Source organism: Streptomyces sp. PsTaAH-124, assembly GCF_000373685.1.
Classification (GTDB): Bacteria; Actinomycetota; Actinomycetes; order Streptomycetales; family Streptomycetaceae; genus Streptomyces; species Streptomyces andamanensis.
Genome location: NZ_KB892165.1, coordinates 70,916 through 88,966, shown reverse-complemented (window position 1 = coordinate 88,966; position 18,051 = coordinate 70,916). Strand labels below are relative to the sequence as shown.

Here is an 18,051-nt window from a genome sequence, read left to right as displayed (position 1 = left end):
CACGGTGAGCAGCACGCCCCGGGTCTCAGGACGGTGCACCCGTCCGGAGCACCGAGGGACGTCAACGGCATCGACCGGTATTCGACCTTGAGGAGAAGCATGCGCAATCGATTCGCGTTCGTCTGCGCCGCCGTCACGGGAGCCGTCCTGCTGACCGGTGGTACCACCGCGTCCGCGCAGACGGCGTCCCCTCCCGCCCGAGCGGCATCGGCCGTTTCCCTGAGCGCGGCGGACGGAGCACCCGACTGGACACCGTCGAACGCCCCCGCCGGCGCCCAGGCCTGCGGTGTCAGGCCCACGACCAACGGCTACGGTGGCGCCACCGTGACGACGTCCATCTACCTCAGGACCGGCCCGAGCAGCGCCTGCGACGACATCTACCCCAAGCTCCTCGTGGGGCAGCGCCTCGGCGGCTGGTGCTACTACAAGAACCCGGCGAAGAACCTCTGGTACTACGTCAGCACCGGGGGCGGCGCCCCGTACGGCTGGATCTACGGCGGGAACATCACGGAGGAGGAGACGATCAAGACGCCCTGCAACGTCTGACCGGATCCGAACCGGTCCGTGAGACCTTCGCGGGAGGACCGTCGCCGGGGCGTCCCCGTCGGTGACCCGCCCGCGACCGCTCTTGCGAGCGTGGGCCCCTGCCGAAGTCGGCAGGGGCCCACGGTACGGAGAGCCGAGGGCCGAATTCTGACCGAGGGGCCCGCTGTTCCGCGCGGTGGCCCTCACGACGCTGCCGCCGGACGGTCAGACGCGGGCCGCCGGGACGTACGGCCGCTTGATGTCCTCCGGGTGGGCCGTGTGCAGCACGGCCTCCTCGTAGGTGACGGTGCCCGCCGCGACGAGGGCGTTGATGCAGGCTTCGAGGGTCTGCATGCCGTCGCGGTGGCCGGTCGAGATCATGTTGCGGATCTGGCGGCTCTTGCCCTCGCGGATCAGGTTGCGGATCGCCGACGTGCCCACCAGCACCTCGAAGGCGGCCACCCGGCCCCCACCGGTCCGGGGGATGAGCGTCTGGTTGAGGATGCCGACCAGGGTGTGCGCCAACTGCAAACGGATCTGAGGCTGTTGAGCGGCCGGGAACACGTCGATGATGCGGTCCAGCGTCTGCGACGTGTCGTTGGTGTGCAGCGTGGCGAACACCAGATGCCCGGTCTCGGCGATGGTCAGGGCCGCGGAGATGCTCTCCGGGTCGCGCATCTCGCCGAGGAGCAGGACATCGGGGTCCTCGCGCAGGGCCGAGCGCAGCGCGGCGGGGAACGAATCGGTGTCGGTGCCGACCTCGCGCTGGCTGACCGCGGAGCGCTTGTGCCGGTGCAGGTACTCGATCGGATCCTCGATGGTGAGGATGTGCACCGACCGGTGTGTGTTGACATGGTCGAGGAGCGCCGCAAGGCTTGTCGACTTCCCCGACCCGGTCGGCCCGGTGACCAGCACGAATCCGCGCGGCATGCCCGCCCAGCCGAGCACGACCGGAGGCAGGGCGAGCTGCTCGGACGACGGTACGTCGAACGGGATGATCCGCAGTGCCAGCGCCGACGCGCCGCGCTGCACGAAGGCGTTCCCGCGCAGCCTGGCCCGTTCTCCCCAGCTGAACGCGAAGTCGACCTGCTTCTCCCGGCGGAACCGTTCCGTGAGCTCCTCGCCCAGCACCCCGGTCACCAGACGATCGGCCTCCGGCTCGGTCAGCGCGTCGCCCTCGACCGGGCGCAGGGCGCCGTCGACGCGGAGGAACGGCGCCGATCCCGCGGTGAGCAGCAGGTCGCTGCCGCCGCGTTCCCACAGCTCACCGAGCAGGTGGTCGATGATCGCGGAACTGGGCGCGGGCATGGTGGCCTCCGGGGTGGCGTGCTTGCTCATGGCAGGACCGTCCACCGCTCGACGGTGTCGGCGTGGCCGTCGAAGGACACGGCGGCCTGGACGAGCGGTCCGGACAGCAGGTCGATCCGGGCGCCGCCGAGGTGCTCGGTCGCGCCGCCGGGTCCCGCGGTGACGGCGTAGGTCACGGTCAGCCCGGCCAGCTGGGAGGCTCGGGTCAGACCGCAGGGTGCCAGGTCGACCTGGTCGGTCACCGGGCCGCTCGGGCCGGGACGGACCGGCACGTCCAGTGAGCCGTCGCCGCCGCAGGTGCTGCCGGGGAAGTCCACCGACAGCTTCACCGACTCCATGTCGCCGTCCTCGTGGTGCGCCACCCGCAGGACGACATGGTCGAGCGGCCCGGTCGCCGTGGCCGGTGCGGGCTGGGCGTAGTCGGCGAACGTGAGGGACGCCCGGCCGCCGCCGGGGACGGTGGCGTCCGTGACGTCGACGGGCGCCCCGGGAGCCGGGGCGGTGAACCCGGTGATCGCGCCGACCGACGCGGGTTCCGCGATCACGGTCGGATAGGCCGTGAACAGCACCGGCTCCGGGGGGATTCCGATCACCGGCCGGAGGTAGCCGCCGGCCGGGCTGACGCCGAGCCGGATGGTCCGGGCGATGATGCCCCGGGTGACGACCTGCGAGGCGACCCGGCTCATCGACAGGTCGACGGCGGCGGTCGGCGCGTAGACGGTGCCGTTGACCACCAGGCGGCTGTGCTCGGTGGCCGTGTCGGCGTCGTCGGTCGACTTCAGCACCGCGCAACGGCCGCCCGTGGTGAGGCAGCCGGACAGGGCATGGATGGACGGGGCCCGGAAGACGATGTCGAGTTCGACGCCGTCGAGCCGGTCGGTGGCGTCGGTGCTGCCCGTGCCCAGCTGCGCCGCGTAGTCGACAGCCAGCGCGGACAACTGGTCCTCCTTCGTGACCCCGCAGGCGCCGAGGTCGACCACGTCGACACCGAGCACCCCTTGCTGGGCGGTCAGGGGGTGGTTCGCGTCGCAGGCGGTGCCGGTGCCGGAGACGGTCAGCGCGGCGGTGGGCGGCTCCGCCGACGAGGACGGCGCTGCGGGTGGTGCGGGGGTGGTGTCGTCGTCCTGGTGCGCCACGCGCAGCACGGCCTTGTCGATGACCGCCCCCGCGGGCAGGGGCAGCATCGTGAACGCGCCGAGCCGGATCGACGCCGCCGGGGTGGCCCCGGAGAGCGTCGCGGTCGACGTGGTGGTGTCGACGGCGCGCGCGTTCTCCGGGTCGAGGAACGCGGCGACGGTGGGTGTCGGGGCGCTGACCGCCTCGGTGGGCCGTACCGAGACCGGGGGGCGGGAGGACAGTTCCAGGGTGATGCCGTCGAGCTGGGCGGTGGCGGTGGTGCTTCCGGCGCCGAGGGCGGCGGTGTAGGTCACGACCAGGCCGGTCAGTTGGGCGGGGTCGGTGAGCCCGCAGGCGGCGACCAGGTCCAGGGTGTCGGTGGCCAGGGCGTCCGGGTGCGCGGCGAGGCTCCGCGGGGCGGTGCAGGAACGGGGCATGCCGGGCCCGGTCAGGGTGACCGCGGCCGTCGGCGGCGGTCCTCCTCCCGCCCCGGGTTCGTCGCGGTGCGCGACGTGCAGCAGGGCCCTGTCCAGGACCGAGCCGGGCGGCGCCGCGGGGGTGTCGTAGCCGCCGAGGTCGATGGTGGCGGTCGGGGTGGTGACCGAGTCGAGTGCCGCGTGGGCCGTGCGGGCGCCGTCGATCGCCTCGGCGTCGGTCGCGGGGGTGAACGCCGTCGACTCCGCGGTCGTCGCGGGGCGGGGCGGCGGCGGGTCGTAGACGACTTCGAGCCATATGCCGTCGAGGGAATCGGCGCCCGTGGTGCCGTCCCCGTCCAGGGCGGCGGTGTAGGTCGCGGTCAGGCCGGACAGCTGTGCCGGGTCGGTGATGCCGCACGACTTCAGGTCTACGCGGTCGTCGCCCAGGCCGGTCCGCGCGGTGAGCGGCAGGCCGGTGCAGCGGCCGCCGCCGCCCGCGGGGGTGACGCTGATCCTGGGCGCCGCCGCGTCGCCGCTCTCCCGATGGGCCACCCGCAGTACGGCGGAGACGACCGTCGACCCCGGCGGCAGGGGCGGCCGGCCGAACCCGGCCAGGGTGATCGACGCGGAGCGGGCCGCCTCGGTCAGCCCGGCCCCGGCCACCAGCGGCACCGGCTGTTCGCCGATCTCCAGGGCGTTGCCGGGATCGGTGCCGGCGGCGGTGAACCCGGCCGACGCGGTCACGGCGGTCGGCTTGAACGTGGTCGGCGTGCGGTAGGAGACCTCCAGCCAGATGCCGTCCAGGCGTTCCGTGGCGGCGGTGCCGTCGGTGTCCAGGGTCGCGGTGCAGGTCACGGTCAGGCCGGTGAGCCGGGCCGGGTCGGTGAGCCCGCACGCGCCCAGCAGGTCGATCGGGGGATCCGTGGCGAGCGCCGTGTGCCGGGGCAGGTGGTCGGTGCGGCAGGTGTCCGCGCCGACGGCGACGGTGGCCTGCACCGCGCCGGGGGAGGTCAGGTCGCCGTCGTCCTGGTGCCTGACCCGCAGCGTCGCGCCGGTGATGACCGAGCCGGGCGGCACCCGCGGGGTGAAGCCGGCGAGCTGTATCGAGGCCGACCGGCGTTTCACCGGGTCCAGGACGGCGTCGGCCGTGCAGCTCGCGGTGCCCGTGGGCTGCGGACACCCGGGCGGGGCCGGCCGTTCGCCGCCGGTCAGGGCGTGGCCCGGGTCGGCGAAGCCGGTGTCGGCGGCCACGGCGGTCGGCTTCAGCGTGTGCGACGGCTTCGGCGGCTGGACGCCGTACACCGCGACCTGTTGTTCGTCCCGGGTCACCGGGGCGCACAGTTCGACGTGTCCGCGGTCGACCTGGAACCGGCTGCCGCCGCCCATCATGACCTGGACGCCTTCGGGCCGCGTCGGGTCGCAGCCGCCCGGGTCGGGGACGGCCGGGCGGGCGGCGGCCCCGGGATCCCAGCCCGTCCGCGTGCCGCCGACCACGCTGACCGTGGGGTCGTCGACCGTCCAGACCGCGGTGCCGCCGGTGAACGTGAAGTCGAAGTAGTAGACGCCCGGTTGCAGCCATACGACGATGCCGGGGCAGTCGCCACCGGTGAGGCGGGTGAGGGCGCGGGCGTCGTCGTAGTAGCCGGGCTGGAGCCGCACCAGCCAGGAACCGGCGCCGGAAGCGGAGCCGGGGCACGCGGGCACCGTCCGCCGGACCGGGACGGCCGTGGCGGGCGGGGTGTAGTCCGGGTCGCCGCCCGCGGCCTCGTCGGCGGGGACCGGCGGGGTGTCGTTGGCGCAGGCGTGCGCGTACGGCGCCTGCGTCGGGGGCAGTCGCGGCTGCGACACGGCACCGGAGCAGTCGCCGACGGCGGACACGTCGCCCGACACCACCATCGAGGCGCCGGTGCCGGTGGTGATGTCCGCGTGGGAGAACACGCTGCCCTGCACGCGCAGGCCGCGCGTGGTCACGTCGATGCCGTCCTGAGCTGTGCTGCCCAGGCTGCGCAGCGCGTCCTGCGGCTGGGTCGCGCGGGTGGTCGCGGGAGACGCGTTGAGGGGGTCGCAGTGGACGGTCATCCGGCGGCCGTTGACCGGCGGGGCGGTGTAGTCGGCGCACGGGCCGCCCTGCGAGAAGCTCTTGATCGCGAGCTGGGTGGCACCGTCCGCGCTGTAGTCCCGCCTGCCCTGGTCGACGTACCCGCCGGCGGCCTTCAGCCCCGTACCGGCGAAGGCCAGGACCGACACGGTGACCAGGCTGAACACGACGACGAAGGCCAGTGCCAGGATCAGGGTCGCGCCCTGCTCGTCGTCGCGCGGGCGGCGCGGATCCGGGCGGCCGGTCATGACGCACTCGATCGTCGGACGGCCGTGAGGGCCGTGGGAGGCGCGGCGGGGTCGCTCTGCACGGTCAGGGTCACCTCTGTGGGCGGAGTGCACGGGGTCTCGGCCCCGCAGCTGAGAGTCACCGGACGGCCCGGCGCGGCGTTGTCGAACCGGCCCAGCAGCGTGGTGACGACGCCTCCGGCGGCGCACTTCACGCGGCTGAGGGCGCCGGTCGGCCGGTCGTAGGTGTAGACGACGTCGGCGTCGGGCCGGCCGAGGTGGACGATCACGTCGTCGACGCCGCACGCGGGGTCGGTCGTGACACTGTCCGCGCTCCGCACGTCGCCGTAGAAGTAGCGGTTGAGCGTGCCCGCCGCGCTGGTGGCGGCCACCCGCTTCTCGGTGCCCGCGGTGAACCGCAGTCCGAGGATGATCGCCTTGGGCAGCAGGGTCGCGATGATGCCCACGATGACGATGGTGACCAGCAACTCGGTCAGGGTGAACCCCGACTCCGGTCGTCCGCCGGTACGTTGTGTCGTCATGACGGCATCGACTCCCGCTTGACCACCTCAAGGGTCGTGTCCCTGACGGGGCGTGGGCCGGTCGAGTGCACGGTGAGCGTCACCTTCTGCACTCCGGTGTCGGCCGCCGGGCAGAGCCGGTCGAACGCCCCCACCCCGTCCCAGTACTCGACCTCGACGGTCACGGTGTACCCGGCCGGCGGCCCCGGAGTGTCGTAACTCCCGGCGCAGGACACGTACGGGGCGCCGACGATCTTCTCGGCGGCGCTGCGGACGACCGAGTCGGCGCCGGTCACCTTCTGCTGCGTGACCGAGCTGACGATGGCGGTGCCCATGCCCCCGAGGATGATCACGAAGGCGACGCCCATGAGCACGACGGCGACGAGGACCTCGACCAGGGTCTCGCCCTCCTCGCCGCGACGGCGCCGCGGGCGGCGTGCCGGGCCGGTCATGGGACGTCGACCTGGTTGTAGACGCCGTAGATCGCCGAGATGAGGGCGACGGCCACGAACCCCACGACCACCCCGACCATGATCACTATGGTCGGCTCGAACAGGCTGGTCAGCCGCTTGAGTTTGTGCTGGAGTTCCTTCTCGTAGAAGTCCGACACGTTCTCCAGCTGGTCGTCGAGGGTGCCGGTCTCTTCCCCCACACGCATCATCTGGGTGACCGCCCCGGGGAACAGCTTGGTGCGGGCGATCGGCCGGGAGATGCCGCCGCCTTCGAGCATCTCCTTCCGGGCCGTGCCGATGGACCGCTCGTACACCAGGTTGTTGGCGCCCGAAGCGGCCAGGCCGAGCGCCTCCGGGATGGGCACGCCGGCCTTGATCATCGAGGTCAGGATGCGGCAGAACCGTTCGATGGCCATGAAGCGGACCACATCGCCGACCACCGGCAGCGCCAGCAGGAAGCGGTCGCGCAGCACCCGTCCGCGCTCGGTCCGCAGACCGGCGATCAGCGCCGCGCCGAGCACGACGAGCGCCCCGAGGACGACCGGGTACCAGGCCGTGACGAAGTCGGTGAAGCCCAGCAGGAGCCGGGTCGTCAGCGGCAGTTCCGCATGGAAGGACTCGAAGAACACCTTGAAACGGGGCAGTACGAACAGGACCAGGACGAGGACGACCCCGACGGCCAGACCCATCACCAGGACCGGATAGGTCAGGGCGGAGCGGATGCTGCGTCTGCCTTCGACGTCGCGTTCGATGTAGCGGGCCAACTGCGCCATCACCACGTCGAGTTCACCGGTCGCCTCCGCCGAGCGCAGGACGGAGACGTAGAACGGCGGGAGCGCCGCGGTGTGGGCGGCCATCGCGGCGGCGAAGCTCTCGCCGAATCGCAGCGAGTCCATCACGTCGACGAGCACCGCGCCCAGCTTCTTGTCCTTGGTCTCGGCGCGGATGATCTCCAGGGCGTCCAGGAGGGGCACTCCGGCCTTGATGAAGGCGGCCATCTGGCGGGAGAAGTTGCTCAGTTCGACCAGGTCGGCCTTGGCCGCGGTGAGTTCGAGTTGCAGCAGGTTGCGGCCCGCGGCCCTGACCGATGTCACGTCGTAGCCCTGCCGGGTCAGGCTGTCGGTCACACCGTCGACGCTGGAGCCCTTGAGCACGCCGGTGGCCCGTTTCCCGTCCGGGCCGACCGCGACGTACTTGAAGGTGGCCATGCAGATGCCCTCCTGGTTTCCGGTGGCAGAGGTTCGCGTCGTCGGTGTACGGATGCGGCGTCCGTGCGGGCGCGCTGGACCGGCCTCGGACAAGCCCTGCACCGGCCTTGGACCGGCCCTGGACAAGCCCTGGACCAGCGCTAGACCACGTACACGCTCGACATGATCTCGGCGATGGTCGTGACGCCCTCCTCCACCAGACGGACGCCGCCGTCCAGGAGGCTGTCCATGCGCTGCTCGCGGGCGGCCCTGCGCAGGCTGTCGATCGGCGCCTTCTCGACGAGCAGCCGTTTGACCGCGTCGCTCATCACGAGGAGTTCGAAGACGCCGATCCGGTCCTGGTAGCCGGTGCGGGAACAGAAGTTGCACCCCCGGCCCTGCCAGAACCCGGCGTCCGTCGACCCGCCGGCCTCGGCGAAGAAGGCCAGTTCGTCCACGCCCGGCCGGTAGGGCTCGCGGCACTGGTCGCAGATCCGCCGCACCAGCCGCTGACTGACCACCCCGGCGACGGTGGAGGTGATCAGGAACGGCTCGATGCCCATGTCGGCGAACCGGTGCAGCGCGGAGCAGGCGTCTCCGGCGTGGATGGACGACAGCACGAAGTGGCCGGTGAGCGCGGACTCGACCGCGATCCGCGCCGTCTCGGCGTCTCGGATCTCGCCGACCAGGATCACATCGGGGTCCTGCCGGAGGATCGAGCGCAGCCCGGTCGCGAAGGAGATGCCCGCCTGTTCGTTGATCTGGATCTGGTTGATCGACGGGAACACGTACTCCACCGGGTCCTCGATGGTGGTGATGTTGCGCTCGCTCTGGTTCAGTTCACCGAGCGTGGCGTACAGGGTGGTCGTCTTGCCGCTGCCGGTCGGCCCGCCGCAGGCGACCATGCCGTAGGGGGAGCGCAGCAGGGACGAGAACCGTTCGTAGGTCGCGGCGGGCATGCCCAGCTCGGCCAGCCGGAACAGGGTGCGGTTGCTGTCGAGCAGCCGCAGCACCGCCTTCTCGCCCCAGATGGTGGGGCTGGTCGCCACCCGGATGTCGACCGGCCTGCCGTCGATCTCGGTGGCGATCTGCCCGTCCTGCGGGCGCCGCCGGTCGACGATGTTCATATTGGCCATGATCTTGATCCGGCTGACCAGGGACGGCCCCATGCTCTCCGGCAGGCTCAGCACGTCGTGCAGCGCACCGTCGATGCGGTACCGGACCCGGACCCGGTCGCCGTGCGGTTCGATGTGGATGTCCGAGGCCCGGTCGCGCAGGCCCTGGGTCAGCATGAGGTTGACCAGGTGCACGACGGGAGCGTCCTCGCTCACCACCCTGGCCCCGGAGGCGGCGGCGCGGCCGGTCTCGGTGGCCTCGAAGGCCTCGACCAGGCTGCCGACACCGGCCAGCGCCCGGTAGGTGCTGTCGATCGCGCGCCGGATGTCCGAGGGCGGCGCTATCGCGAGTCGCACCCGGTCCGGCGCGACGGCCCGGCCGACCTCCTCGCGCACCCGCGGGTCACTCGGGTCGGCCGCCGCGATGAGCAGCGCGCCCTCGGCCCGCCGCACCGCGACGACGCCCAGGGAGCGGGCCAGCGCCTCGGGCACCCGGGCGGCCGCCTCCGGGTCGGGCTCGCTGTGGTGCAGGTCGGCGACCGGGACACCGAGCTGGACCGACAGCGCCTCGGTCAGCGACCGCTCGTCGACCATGCCGAGTTCGACCAGCAGGGCGCCGAGCCGCTTGCCCGACGCCGACTGCTGGAGGAGCGCCTCGTCCACCTGCGCCGGGGTGAGCAGCCCGCGCCGCACCAGCAGTTCCCCGATACGCGGCCGCTCCTGGCCCGCGGGTGACTCCTGCGGGGCGCCGGACGCCGGGTCCCGGGCGGGTTCGCCCGCCGGGACCCGTCCGCCGTCCGCCGGGACCGGCGGCAGCGTCGACTCCTGTGGTACGTCGGGCGGGGTGTTGTCCTCGCCCGCAGGGCCTGTCGTCGCCGCGCGGCGACGGAGAAGCCGGCGATTCGCCAAAGAACCCACCCCTTTCGCGTGTCCATCCGGAAGAACGGCCGGTCAGCCGCCGTGAACTCGACCCACGGTACTGTCAGCCGCTGATTAGTCAGCCGGATACTACAGCAGTCGCCGCGCTGCCCCTGCCGAAATCGATCACGGTCGGCTCTTGTAACTCGACTGCACGGCTGCGTAGTCTACGGCTGATTAATCAGAGGGTTACTACTAAGTGCCGCTGCCACTCGACTTCGCTTGCGCCGGTCGCCGCAGAGGGAGAGAGATGTTCACATACCAGCAGGAAAAGTTGCGTCGGCGAATACGTGCACGGCATGAGACGGCGGAGGCCGGGTTCACGCTCATCGAGCTTCTCGTGGTCATCGTGATCCTCGGCATCCTGGCCGCCGTCGTCGTCTTCTCCGTGCGCGGCATCAACGACAAGGGCCAGGGTTCGGCGTGCAAGACCGACAAGTCCACGATCCAGACAGCGGAAGAGGCGTACTTCGCCAGTGACAACCGCGGCCGGTACGGCAGCATGGCCGACCTGGTGGACGGCGGGTTCCTGTCCTCCGCTTCCACCTGGTACGACGTCAAGGTGAGCGGCGCCACGTACACCATCACGCCGATCGCACCCTCGGACGGCCAGTCGAACCCCTGTAGTTGATACGGGGGGATACGGGGGAGTCCCCGCCGGACCCCGCCGGACCCCGCCGGACCTCGCCGGACATCGTCGGCCGACGTTGGTCGCAGGCTGGCGGGGGCGGCCCGCACGAACGGTACGGAACACATACGTCCATGTCCTGCACACTTGTCGTGACCGTCGGCCTGCTGGGGCTCGCCGTGGGCTCGTTCCTCAACGTCGCCGTCTCCCGGGTGCCCGCGGGCCGCTCGGTCGTGCGGCCCCGCTCCGCCTGCCCGCGATGCGCCGCCCCGATCGCGCCCCGGGACAACATCCCCATCGTGTCCTGGCTCCTGCTGGGCAGGCGCTGCCGCGCCTGCCGGGTTCCCATCCCCGCGCGCTACCCGCTCGTCGAAGCGCTCACCGCGATCCTGTTCCTGGCCGAGGCACTGCGCTTCGGCTGGTCGGAAGCGCTGCCGGCCGAACTGGTCTTCACCGCGGGGCTGCTGGCCCTGGCCGCCTGCGACGCCGAGCAGTTCCTGCTCCCTCGGCGGCTGGTCTATCCGACGCTCTGGCTCACCGCCGCCTGTCTGCTCGCCGCGGCGGCGGCCACCGGCCAGTGGCACCGGCTCGGCGTGACCGCGGCGTGCGGGGTGGGCGCGTTCGCCGTCTTCTTCGCCCTGCACGGGGTGCGCCCGGCCTGGCTCGGATTCGGCGACGTGCGTCTGGCCGGACTGCTCGGCACCGGGCTGGGATGGCTCGGCCCGTGGTACCTCGTGTTCGCGCTGCTGGCCGGCAGCGCCGCCGGACTGCTGGTGGGGGTCGTGCTCATGGCGGCGGGGCGGGCGACCCGGCACACCCGGCTCCCGTTCGGTGTGTTCCTCGCCGCCGGTGCCATCGCCGCCCTCCTGGTCGGCGCTCCTGTCGTCCACTGGTACGAGAGGGTGAGCGACCCGTACGGACACGAGAGGGTGAGTGCGCCGCACGCGTCGGGTGCGCCGCACGCGACGGTCCGCCGCCGGCCATGACCATGACCTCCCGGGCCGGGCCTCCGGCAGGTGCGACCGCCTGTCAGACCGATCAGTCTGTCGCCCGGGGATCCGGTCTCCCGGTGTCTTCGCATCCGGCCCCCGTCCCAGCCTTCCCGGGCCGGGTCCGGGTCGATGCGGTGAGCGCCGCGGACGGGCTCCGCCCTGGTTACCATGCAGTACTCTGACCATCATGGAGCGACCTGATCTGCCACTGGCCGAGTGGATTGTGCTCGCACTCGTGGCCGAGCGTCCCAGCCACGGCTTCGCCGTCGCGGCCCTCACCGCGGAGGGCGCGGAGATCGGGGAGTTCTGGTACATCTCGCGCCCCATGGTCTACCGGTCGATCACGCGGCTGGTCGAACGCGGACTGATCACGCCCGTCGGCGCCGAGGAGAGCGACCGCGGACCGCAGCGCATGATCTACGCCGCCACCCGCTCCGCGAAGACAGCGGTCACCCGGTGGCTCAGCGATCCCGTGACCCGCCTGTTCGACATCCGCGCCGAACTCACCAGCAAGCTCCTGCTGTTGCGGCGTCGCGGCGCCAGCCCGTCGCGCCTGGTCGAGCGTCAGCGGGTCGTCATCGACGAGATAGAGGAGTCGCTGCGCGCCAAGGAGCACGTCGACGACTACCTCGCGCGCGCGATCTACGCCTGGCGGCTGGAACACGTCCGTGCCGCGCGCCGTTTCCTCGACGCCGTCGACGTCGACTCGACGCGGCCGGCCGTCAGGACCGGTTGACACCGCGCTCGTGACCGTCCTCCCCTCGGTGTTCACGTCACGTGCGTGACGGATGGCCGTGGGCGGCGCCCGACGACGCGTGTCAGCGTCCCGCGGGCGGCCGCCGGAATCGCCGCCCCGGCAGTACGGCCGCCGATCGGCGCGGTGCTGTGCCGATCGGCGGCCGGTTCCGTGAACGGAAGACCCTAGTACCCGTAGGCGGCGAGGGTCGACTGGATGGTGGAGTTGTTGTCCCACTTGGTGTTGAACAGGTTGTCCCAGGCGGCCGCCGCGCCGGGGCTGCCGCCGGTCAGGGCGACGCCGAACTGCTCGATGTCCCCGTAGTCGGAGTACGCGCTCGGATCGACGTCGGTCCATGTGTTGGGATCATTGCCCGTGGTGCCGTTCAGCGAACTGGACGTCCAGGTCACGTGCATGATGTTCGACTTCGCGACAAGGCCCAGCTGGGTGTTCCCGCCGGCGTTCGCCGTCACCGCGCCCCGCACCTGGCTGATCCCCGACTCCACGCGCACCTTGCAGGCCGCACCCGCGCTGTCGCACGCGCTTCCGGTGAACACGTTCTGACCCGCCCCGCTGGTGATCCACGAGAAGCCGTTCTGGATCAACGCCTGCTTGGACGCCGCACCGAACGGCGCGGAGGCCGGGTCGGCGACCGCGATCCGGTGCCCGCTCGTCCCGAGCCAGCTCACCACCCCCGGAATCGTCGTGGGCGCGCCGCCGGCCACCGGTGAGGCGTCGCACCGGGGCGACTGCGCCTTGCCGTTGCCGCTGCCGTTGGCGTCCGCGCCGGAAGCCAACGGCGGACTACCGGCGTTGGACGGGTCGTCACCGTGGGTCGAGCCCGCCCAGCTGCCGCTACAGCTGTAGATCGCCAGGTGCCCGATCGCCACGGGATGCTTGCTGGAGATCGTGCCGTTGCACTCGACGCTCCCGCTCGCCGTGCACGTGCCGCCGTCCGCGGTCGGGATGACCGCGTCCACATTGGTCTCGTCCGCCGACAGGAACGCGTCGATGTGCAACGGTCCGTTGACGCAGTTGTTCGACGAGGACGGATCACACGTGGTGTAGGGGCCGGCGCTCTTCAGCTGCTGGCGCAGGCTTCCCGACGTGATCCCGCGCATCGTCGACGTGTCGATCGCCGGCTTGTTCCAGAACCCGCCGACCTGCGACGCGGCGTTCGCCGTGAAGGACGTGAACGACCCGAGCGACTCGATCGCGCCCTTCATGTCCTTCGTCGCGGGATACATGTTGTTCGCGATACCGACCTGTGAGTCCGTCGCGGCGGACACCGCCGGTGCCGCGGTGGCGATCAGCGCCGTCGCGAGGGCGCCCACCGCGAATGCGTTCCGCACCCGGCGCAGCGCGGTGAGGCCGGAGCCCCGAGTGCTGCGAGCACGTCTGGTTCTTCGTTGCATCTGCTACTCCTCGTCGATCCGTTCGGCGGCGGCTGCCGCACCGGCACCCTGTCGGCGGGAGCGAGCCGATGTCCGAGAACTCCCGGGCATCTGCGTGGCTTTCCGGCCTGACGGCACCTCATACGCGTAGATGGTGCTCATGCGTCGACCCAGTAGTCAATGATTGACAACCGTGCCCGCTGTGGATGTAATGCACGCATCCAGCCCGCGGCGGGGTCGGCGGGCGAGTGCCGTCGGGCCGCCGCGGGACCCAGGAGAGGGGCTGGCGGCACGATGGGCGAAGGCGTGTGATGGCACTGTTGAGCAGACTGTCGGGCTCGCGCACGGCCAAATGGGGTGCGCTGGTTCTCGTGGTGGCCGCGGTGGCGCTGGTCGCCGTGGCGCTGGTGCGCGGCGGGTCGGACTCGGCCGCCCAGGCCCAGAAGTCCGACCCGGAGTGGTGCACGCCGGGCACCCAGCGCAGCGCGCTCTGCCCGCACGGCAAGGAGTTCGACGCCAAGGAGTACGCCCACCACGGCAACGCCTTCGCGTGCATCAACTTCGCCAGTCAGGCGGACGCCCAGGCGGTGCTGCGGGCCGATCCCAGCGATCCGAACCACCTGGACGACGGAGGCGGTGTCGCGTGCCGCGGACTGCCGGAGCCGCGTGACACCGAACCGGTCGCCGGCACCGCACAGCACTTCAGATGCCGTCCTGGTGACACGCGCAGCGCGCTCTGCCCACAGGCGAAGCGGTCCTTCGACGCCCGCTACTTCCTGCGCTACGGCAATGACGCCTACGACTGCCCGGACTTCGCCAGCCAGGCGGACGCGCAGGCCGTCCTGCGATTCGAGCCGGCCGACCCGAACCACCTCGACGACGAGGGGAACGGCATCGCCTGCCCGGACCTGCCGGGGCCCAAGGACGTCAAGCCCGTGCGACGGGAAGCACCGTGACGCGGCAAGGGCCCGCGCGTGCGCACGGGCCGAACGTGACCCATCGATCGAAGGAAGCCCCGACTGCCATGACATGGGACCCTCGCCCGTTCACCTCGCGGGCCAGACGCCAGGACGGCTTCACGCTCATCGAGTTGCTCGTGGTCATCGTGATCCTCGGCGTCGTCGCCGCGGTCGTGGTGTTCTCCGTCCGGGGCCTCGGCGACAAGGGCCGCAAGAACGCGATCACCGCTGACGCGGCCACGCTCCGCACGGCGGAGGAGTCCTACTGCGCGCGGCACGGGCACTACGGGACAGCCGACGACCTGAAGGCCGACGGACTGCTGTCCGGCGACCCGGTCTACAACGTGCTGGTGGTCGGCGAGGAGAACAAGTGCGGCCGGGGCGAGAAGTCGTCGTTCACGCTGCATGACGCCTCCACACCGACGAAGAGCGGAGCGGACGCGATCCGGGCGGGCACCGACCCGGCCGACCTCGCGGTCGACGAGAAGACCGACCGCGTGTACGTCGTCGCCGGCGGGAGCAACGACGTGACCGTGATCGACGGCAGGACCGACACCCCGGTCGGTGCTCCGATCGACGTGTCCAGCGCGGTGTCGAGCCCCACCCGCGTCGCGGTCGACCCCGGCACGGGCCGGGTCTACGTCGGGGGCGCGGGCGGCGTCGCGATCATCGACACGGCCCACGCCGACCGAGTCATCCCCGTCAGCGGCTTCACGACGGCCGTCACCGGCCTGGCCGTCTCTCCCGAGAACGGTGACGTCTACGTCGGCGGCGGGGCCGCGAGCACCTCCGCGGTCGCCTACATCCCGGCCGGCGGCTCGGTGGCGACGCCGATCCCGCTGCCCGCCGCCGGAGTCGTGAGCGCGAGCACCGGCATGGACTTCTCCTTCGACCCCGCGCACCACGCCGTGTATCTCACGAAGGCGGGTGTCGGCAGCGGCACGACCCTCGCCGCGGGCATCGGCCTGTTCACCATCTCGTCGCAGACACACGCCGCCGACGCCGTGGTGCACTTCCCGACGAAGACGTCCTGCGGTACCAACGCCGGGGACGTCCTCGTCGCCAACAGCGCGCGTGGCAGCGTCGCCGTCGATCCCGGCCGCAACCGGGTCTACCTCCTGGCCAAGAGGTGCGTTCCGAACCCGGCCGATCCGTCGGGCCCGTGGAAGTCCGTGGCGACGACGATCGTCGTCAACCCCGGCGACGGCAGCTCGACAGCGATCAACGACCTGGTGGGAACGCCCTACGTGCCCATCTCCGCGGTCTACAACTCCGCGGCGGGATCGGTCTACGTCTACCTGGACGGCGGGGCGAACTGCGGCGGCAGCGGCGGCCGTATCGACCGCATCGTCGGGACGAAGGTCACGGGACAGGCATCGGTCTGCGCGGTGTCGACCGCCACCGGGAACCAGGCGCACAAGGTCACCATGCTGAAGAACTTCAACAGGATCTTCGTGGCCCAGCAGAACGTCGGCGGCGCGCCGGGCGGTATCGGGGTGGCCGACGGCAGCACGCTGCTGCCGCAGGCCACGCTCGGCACACCCCGCCAGTTCGGCGCGCTGGCCGCGAACAACACCACGGGAAAGGTGTACGCGGTCGATCCGGTGAACGGGACGGTCGCGGTGTTCGGGACGGGCTCGGCGTAGGACGACGCCGGACCGGTCACACACCTTCCGCGAGGGCCCGGGTCACCGGCCGCGGTCGAGCGGCCGCCTCGGCTCCCTCGCGGCGGCCGGTGCGATCGCGGCGATCACACCGACCGCGTGCGGCGACGACGACGGCGGCGGCCCGGTCACCGGGCCGCCGCCTGCCCCGGCCGTCTCCTCCTGACCGCCCCCGCGCCTCACGTGGCCGGCAGCGACACCGTGCCGTAGAGCGTCCAGTGGTCGGAGTGCCCGGAGTCCGGGGAGACGGAGCAGTTCCTGACGGGGGCGTTTTTCGGGGAGAAGATGTAGTCGATCTTCCGGGTCGGCTTGCCGTTCGACGCGTTGGCGGTGGGCTCACCGGTCCGCTTCGCGTTCGGGTCACCCTGCTGGCCGCACTCGAGGTACTTGTCGTAGACGGGGTCCAGCGCCTCGCTCGGTCCGCCCTCCTTCGGGCCGGCCTGCGGATACGGAGGCACCAGATTGAAGTCTCCGCCGAACACGACCCGGTACCCCTTGGCCTCGTACGTCCTGGTGATGTCCAGCAGCTGCTGGGCCTGACGCCTGCGCCAGGTGCCGTCGGGGTCGTCGTAGAGGTAGCCCGCGCTCAGGTGGGCCGTGCACGCGGCGACGGCGCGCGAGGGGAGGACGGCGCACACCGCGGTGCGCTGCTCGTACTTGATGTCTGAGGTCGGCGAGACCAGGTCGTAGCGCTTGTACCAGACGTTCTCGTCGGGGACCGCGATGGCGACGCCGTACGCACCGCGGTCCGCCACGATCTTGTCGTTCTTGTCCTTGATCGCGCACTGCTTCTGGGCCAGGGGACCGTTCGCGTCCCCCTCGTTGTGGATGGGAGCGAACCGCACGTCCCACTGCCTGCCGGTACCGCCCTCGCCCACCGGCTTCTCCAGCATCTCCTCGACACGCTTGGCGTGCTTCTCGCAGAACTCCTGGAAGAAGATGACGTCCGGCAGCGCACCGGACCCGCTGCGCAGATGAGCGCTGATGCCGGAGTTCAGCTCCGCATAGCCCGCCAGGCCGCCGCTCCAGGTGCAGCTGCGGTTGTTCGCGCACAGGTTCCACGTCATGACGTTCAGGTCCGAGGCCGGCGCGGAACCGGCTGCGGGCATGTCGTGCGTGTCACTGGCGAGGGTGCCGGCGACGGGCTCCAGCACGAACTTCTCCCACAATCCGGCCGAGGCGGCCCGAGCCCGCAGCTCTCCGTCGCTGTCCGCTCCCAACTCCGCTGATACGTACTTCAGTTCCTTCTGCGCGTCGGTGGCCTTCCCGTCGCTCTGGGCCTTCTCGCTCGCCTGGAGCGTCACGACGACCGAACCACGGGGCGAGTCGGGCAGGACCGCTTCGTCCAGATAGTGGGGGATGAACTGCTGCCACTGGCCGAGGCGGACGCCCCTCGCCCTGAGCATCCCCTTCTGGTCGCCGCCGTCGGCGAACTCGGCCGAGGCGAGGAAGCCCGTGATCTCGGAGCGGAACCCGATCGTCCTGCCCGCGTGGTTCGTGTGCAGGGTGAACCGCTCCCAGGTCCCCGGCCGGTCCGCCGAGGCCCGCAGCCGCCATTCCTTGGAGTCGGCGTCATGAAGCCGCACCGACACGTACTTCCGGTTCGCGAGCGACCTCAACGCCCATTTCTGCCCGGCCGACTTGGCCACGGCATCGGCGTCCGCGGACACCGCCGTCGCACTGGCCGGGCCGGCCGAGAACAGCAGCAGACCGGATATCAGGACGCAGAAAGCCGCGACCGTGCTCATGAGGCGTCGCACGCCGTCATCCCCTCGTAGGAAACAGTGAGAAACAT

14 protein-coding genes are annotated in these 18,051 nt (G+C 71.5%); 6 read left to right on the top strand and 8 right to left on the bottom strand.

What is annotated here, in order from left to right; genetic code table 11:
• Nucleotides 1–99 precede the first annotated feature (99 nt).
• On the top strand, nucleotides 100–546 hold the full coding sequence (locus B086_RS0112145) for a hypothetical protein (protein ID WP_018566681.1): 447 nt from the start codon (nucleotides 100–102) through the stop codon (nucleotides 544–546).
• Nucleotides 547–750: 204 nt separating this feature from the next.
• Here the strand turns inward: B086_RS0112145 and B086_RS0112140 are convergent, their stop codons facing one another.
• The 6 genes from B086_RS0112140 to B086_RS0112115 form a co-directional block, all read right to left on the bottom strand.
• Nucleotides 751–1,863, bottom strand: coding sequence for a type IV pilus twitching motility protein PilT (locus B086_RS0112140; RefSeq protein WP_018566680.1), 1,113 nt, complete (start codon nucleotides 1,861–1,863; stop codon nucleotides 751–753).
• Nucleotides 1,860–5,711, bottom strand: coding sequence for a hypothetical protein (locus B086_RS0112135; RefSeq protein WP_020573046.1), 3,852 nt, complete (start codon nucleotides 5,709–5,711; stop codon nucleotides 1,860–1,862). Before B086_RS0112135 ends, B086_RS0112140 begins: the two co-directional genes overlap by 4 nt.
• On the bottom strand, nucleotides 5,708–6,232 hold the full coding sequence (locus B086_RS0112130; RefSeq protein WP_018566679.1) for a type II secretion system protein: 525 nt from the start codon (nucleotides 6,230–6,232) through the stop codon (nucleotides 5,708–5,710). The genes B086_RS0112135 and B086_RS0112130 overlap by 4 nt, the downstream gene beginning before the upstream one ends.
• Nucleotides 6,229–6,663, bottom strand: coding sequence for a hypothetical protein (locus tag B086_RS0112125; protein ID WP_018566678.1), 435 nt, complete (start codon nucleotides 6,661–6,663; stop codon nucleotides 6,229–6,231). The genes B086_RS0112130 and B086_RS0112125 overlap by 4 nt, the downstream gene beginning before the upstream one ends.
• Nucleotides 6,660–7,871, bottom strand: a complete 1,212-nt coding sequence (locus tag B086_RS0112120; protein ID WP_018566677.1) for a type II secretion system F family protein — start codon at nucleotides 7,869–7,871, stop codon at nucleotides 6,660–6,662. The genes B086_RS0112125 and B086_RS0112120 overlap by 4 nt, the downstream gene beginning before the upstream one ends.
• Before the next feature lie 140 nt (nucleotides 7,872–8,011).
• Nucleotides 8,012–9,874, bottom strand: coding sequence for a GspE/PulE family protein (locus B086_RS0112115; protein WP_234029301.1), 1,863 nt, complete (start codon nucleotides 9,872–9,874; stop codon nucleotides 8,012–8,014).
• A gap of 259 nt (nucleotides 9,875–10,133) precedes the next feature.
• On the opposite strand from B086_RS0112115, the gene B086_RS39860 reads away from it, so the two are divergent.
• From B086_RS39860 to B086_RS0112100, 3 genes are all read left to right on the top strand, one after another.
• On the top strand, nucleotides 10,134–10,514 hold the full coding sequence (locus tag B086_RS39860; RefSeq protein WP_037873336.1) for a type IV pilin protein: 381 nt from the start codon (nucleotides 10,134–10,136) through the stop codon (nucleotides 10,512–10,514).
• A 131-nt stretch (nucleotides 10,515–10,645) separates the two neighbouring features.
• Nucleotides 10,646–11,497, top strand: coding sequence for a prepilin peptidase (locus B086_RS39855; RefSeq protein ID WP_078531066.1), 852 nt, complete (start codon nucleotides 10,646–10,648; stop codon nucleotides 11,495–11,497).
• 193 nt (nucleotides 11,498–11,690) lie between these two features.
• Entirely contained in the window at nucleotides 11,691–12,239 is a 549-nt protein-coding gene (locus B086_RS0112100; RefSeq protein WP_234020811.1) for a PadR family transcriptional regulator, read from the top strand.
• A gap of 185 nt (nucleotides 12,240–12,424) precedes the next feature.
• Here B086_RS0112100 and B086_RS0112095 read toward each other — a convergent pair whose 3' ends face one another.
• Entirely contained in the window at nucleotides 12,425–13,654 is a 1,230-nt protein-coding gene (locus B086_RS0112095) for a hypothetical protein (RefSeq protein WP_078509760.1), read from the bottom strand.
• A gap of 299 nt (nucleotides 13,655–13,953) precedes the next feature.
• Here B086_RS0112095 and B086_RS41935 point away from each other — a divergent pair, with 299 nt between their 5' ends.
• On the top strand, nucleotides 13,954–14,589 hold the full coding sequence (locus B086_RS41935) for a hypothetical protein (RefSeq protein ID WP_158690386.1): 636 nt from the start codon (nucleotides 13,954–13,956) through the stop codon (nucleotides 14,587–14,589).
• 68 nt (nucleotides 14,590–14,657) lie between these two features.
• Entirely contained in the window at nucleotides 14,658–16,238 is a 1,581-nt protein-coding gene (locus B086_RS0112085; protein WP_018566671.1) for a YncE family protein, read from the top strand.
• A gap of 197 nt (nucleotides 16,239–16,435) precedes the next feature.
• On the opposite strand, the gene B086_RS0112075 is transcribed toward B086_RS0112085, so the two are convergent.
• Nucleotides 16,436–18,016 (bottom strand): endonuclease/exonuclease/phosphatase family protein, encoded by a 1,581-nt coding sequence (locus tag B086_RS0112075; RefSeq protein ID WP_158690385.1) that lies wholly within the window; start codon nucleotides 18,014–18,016, stop codon nucleotides 16,436–16,438.
• Nucleotides 18,017–18,051 lie beyond the last annotated feature (35 nt).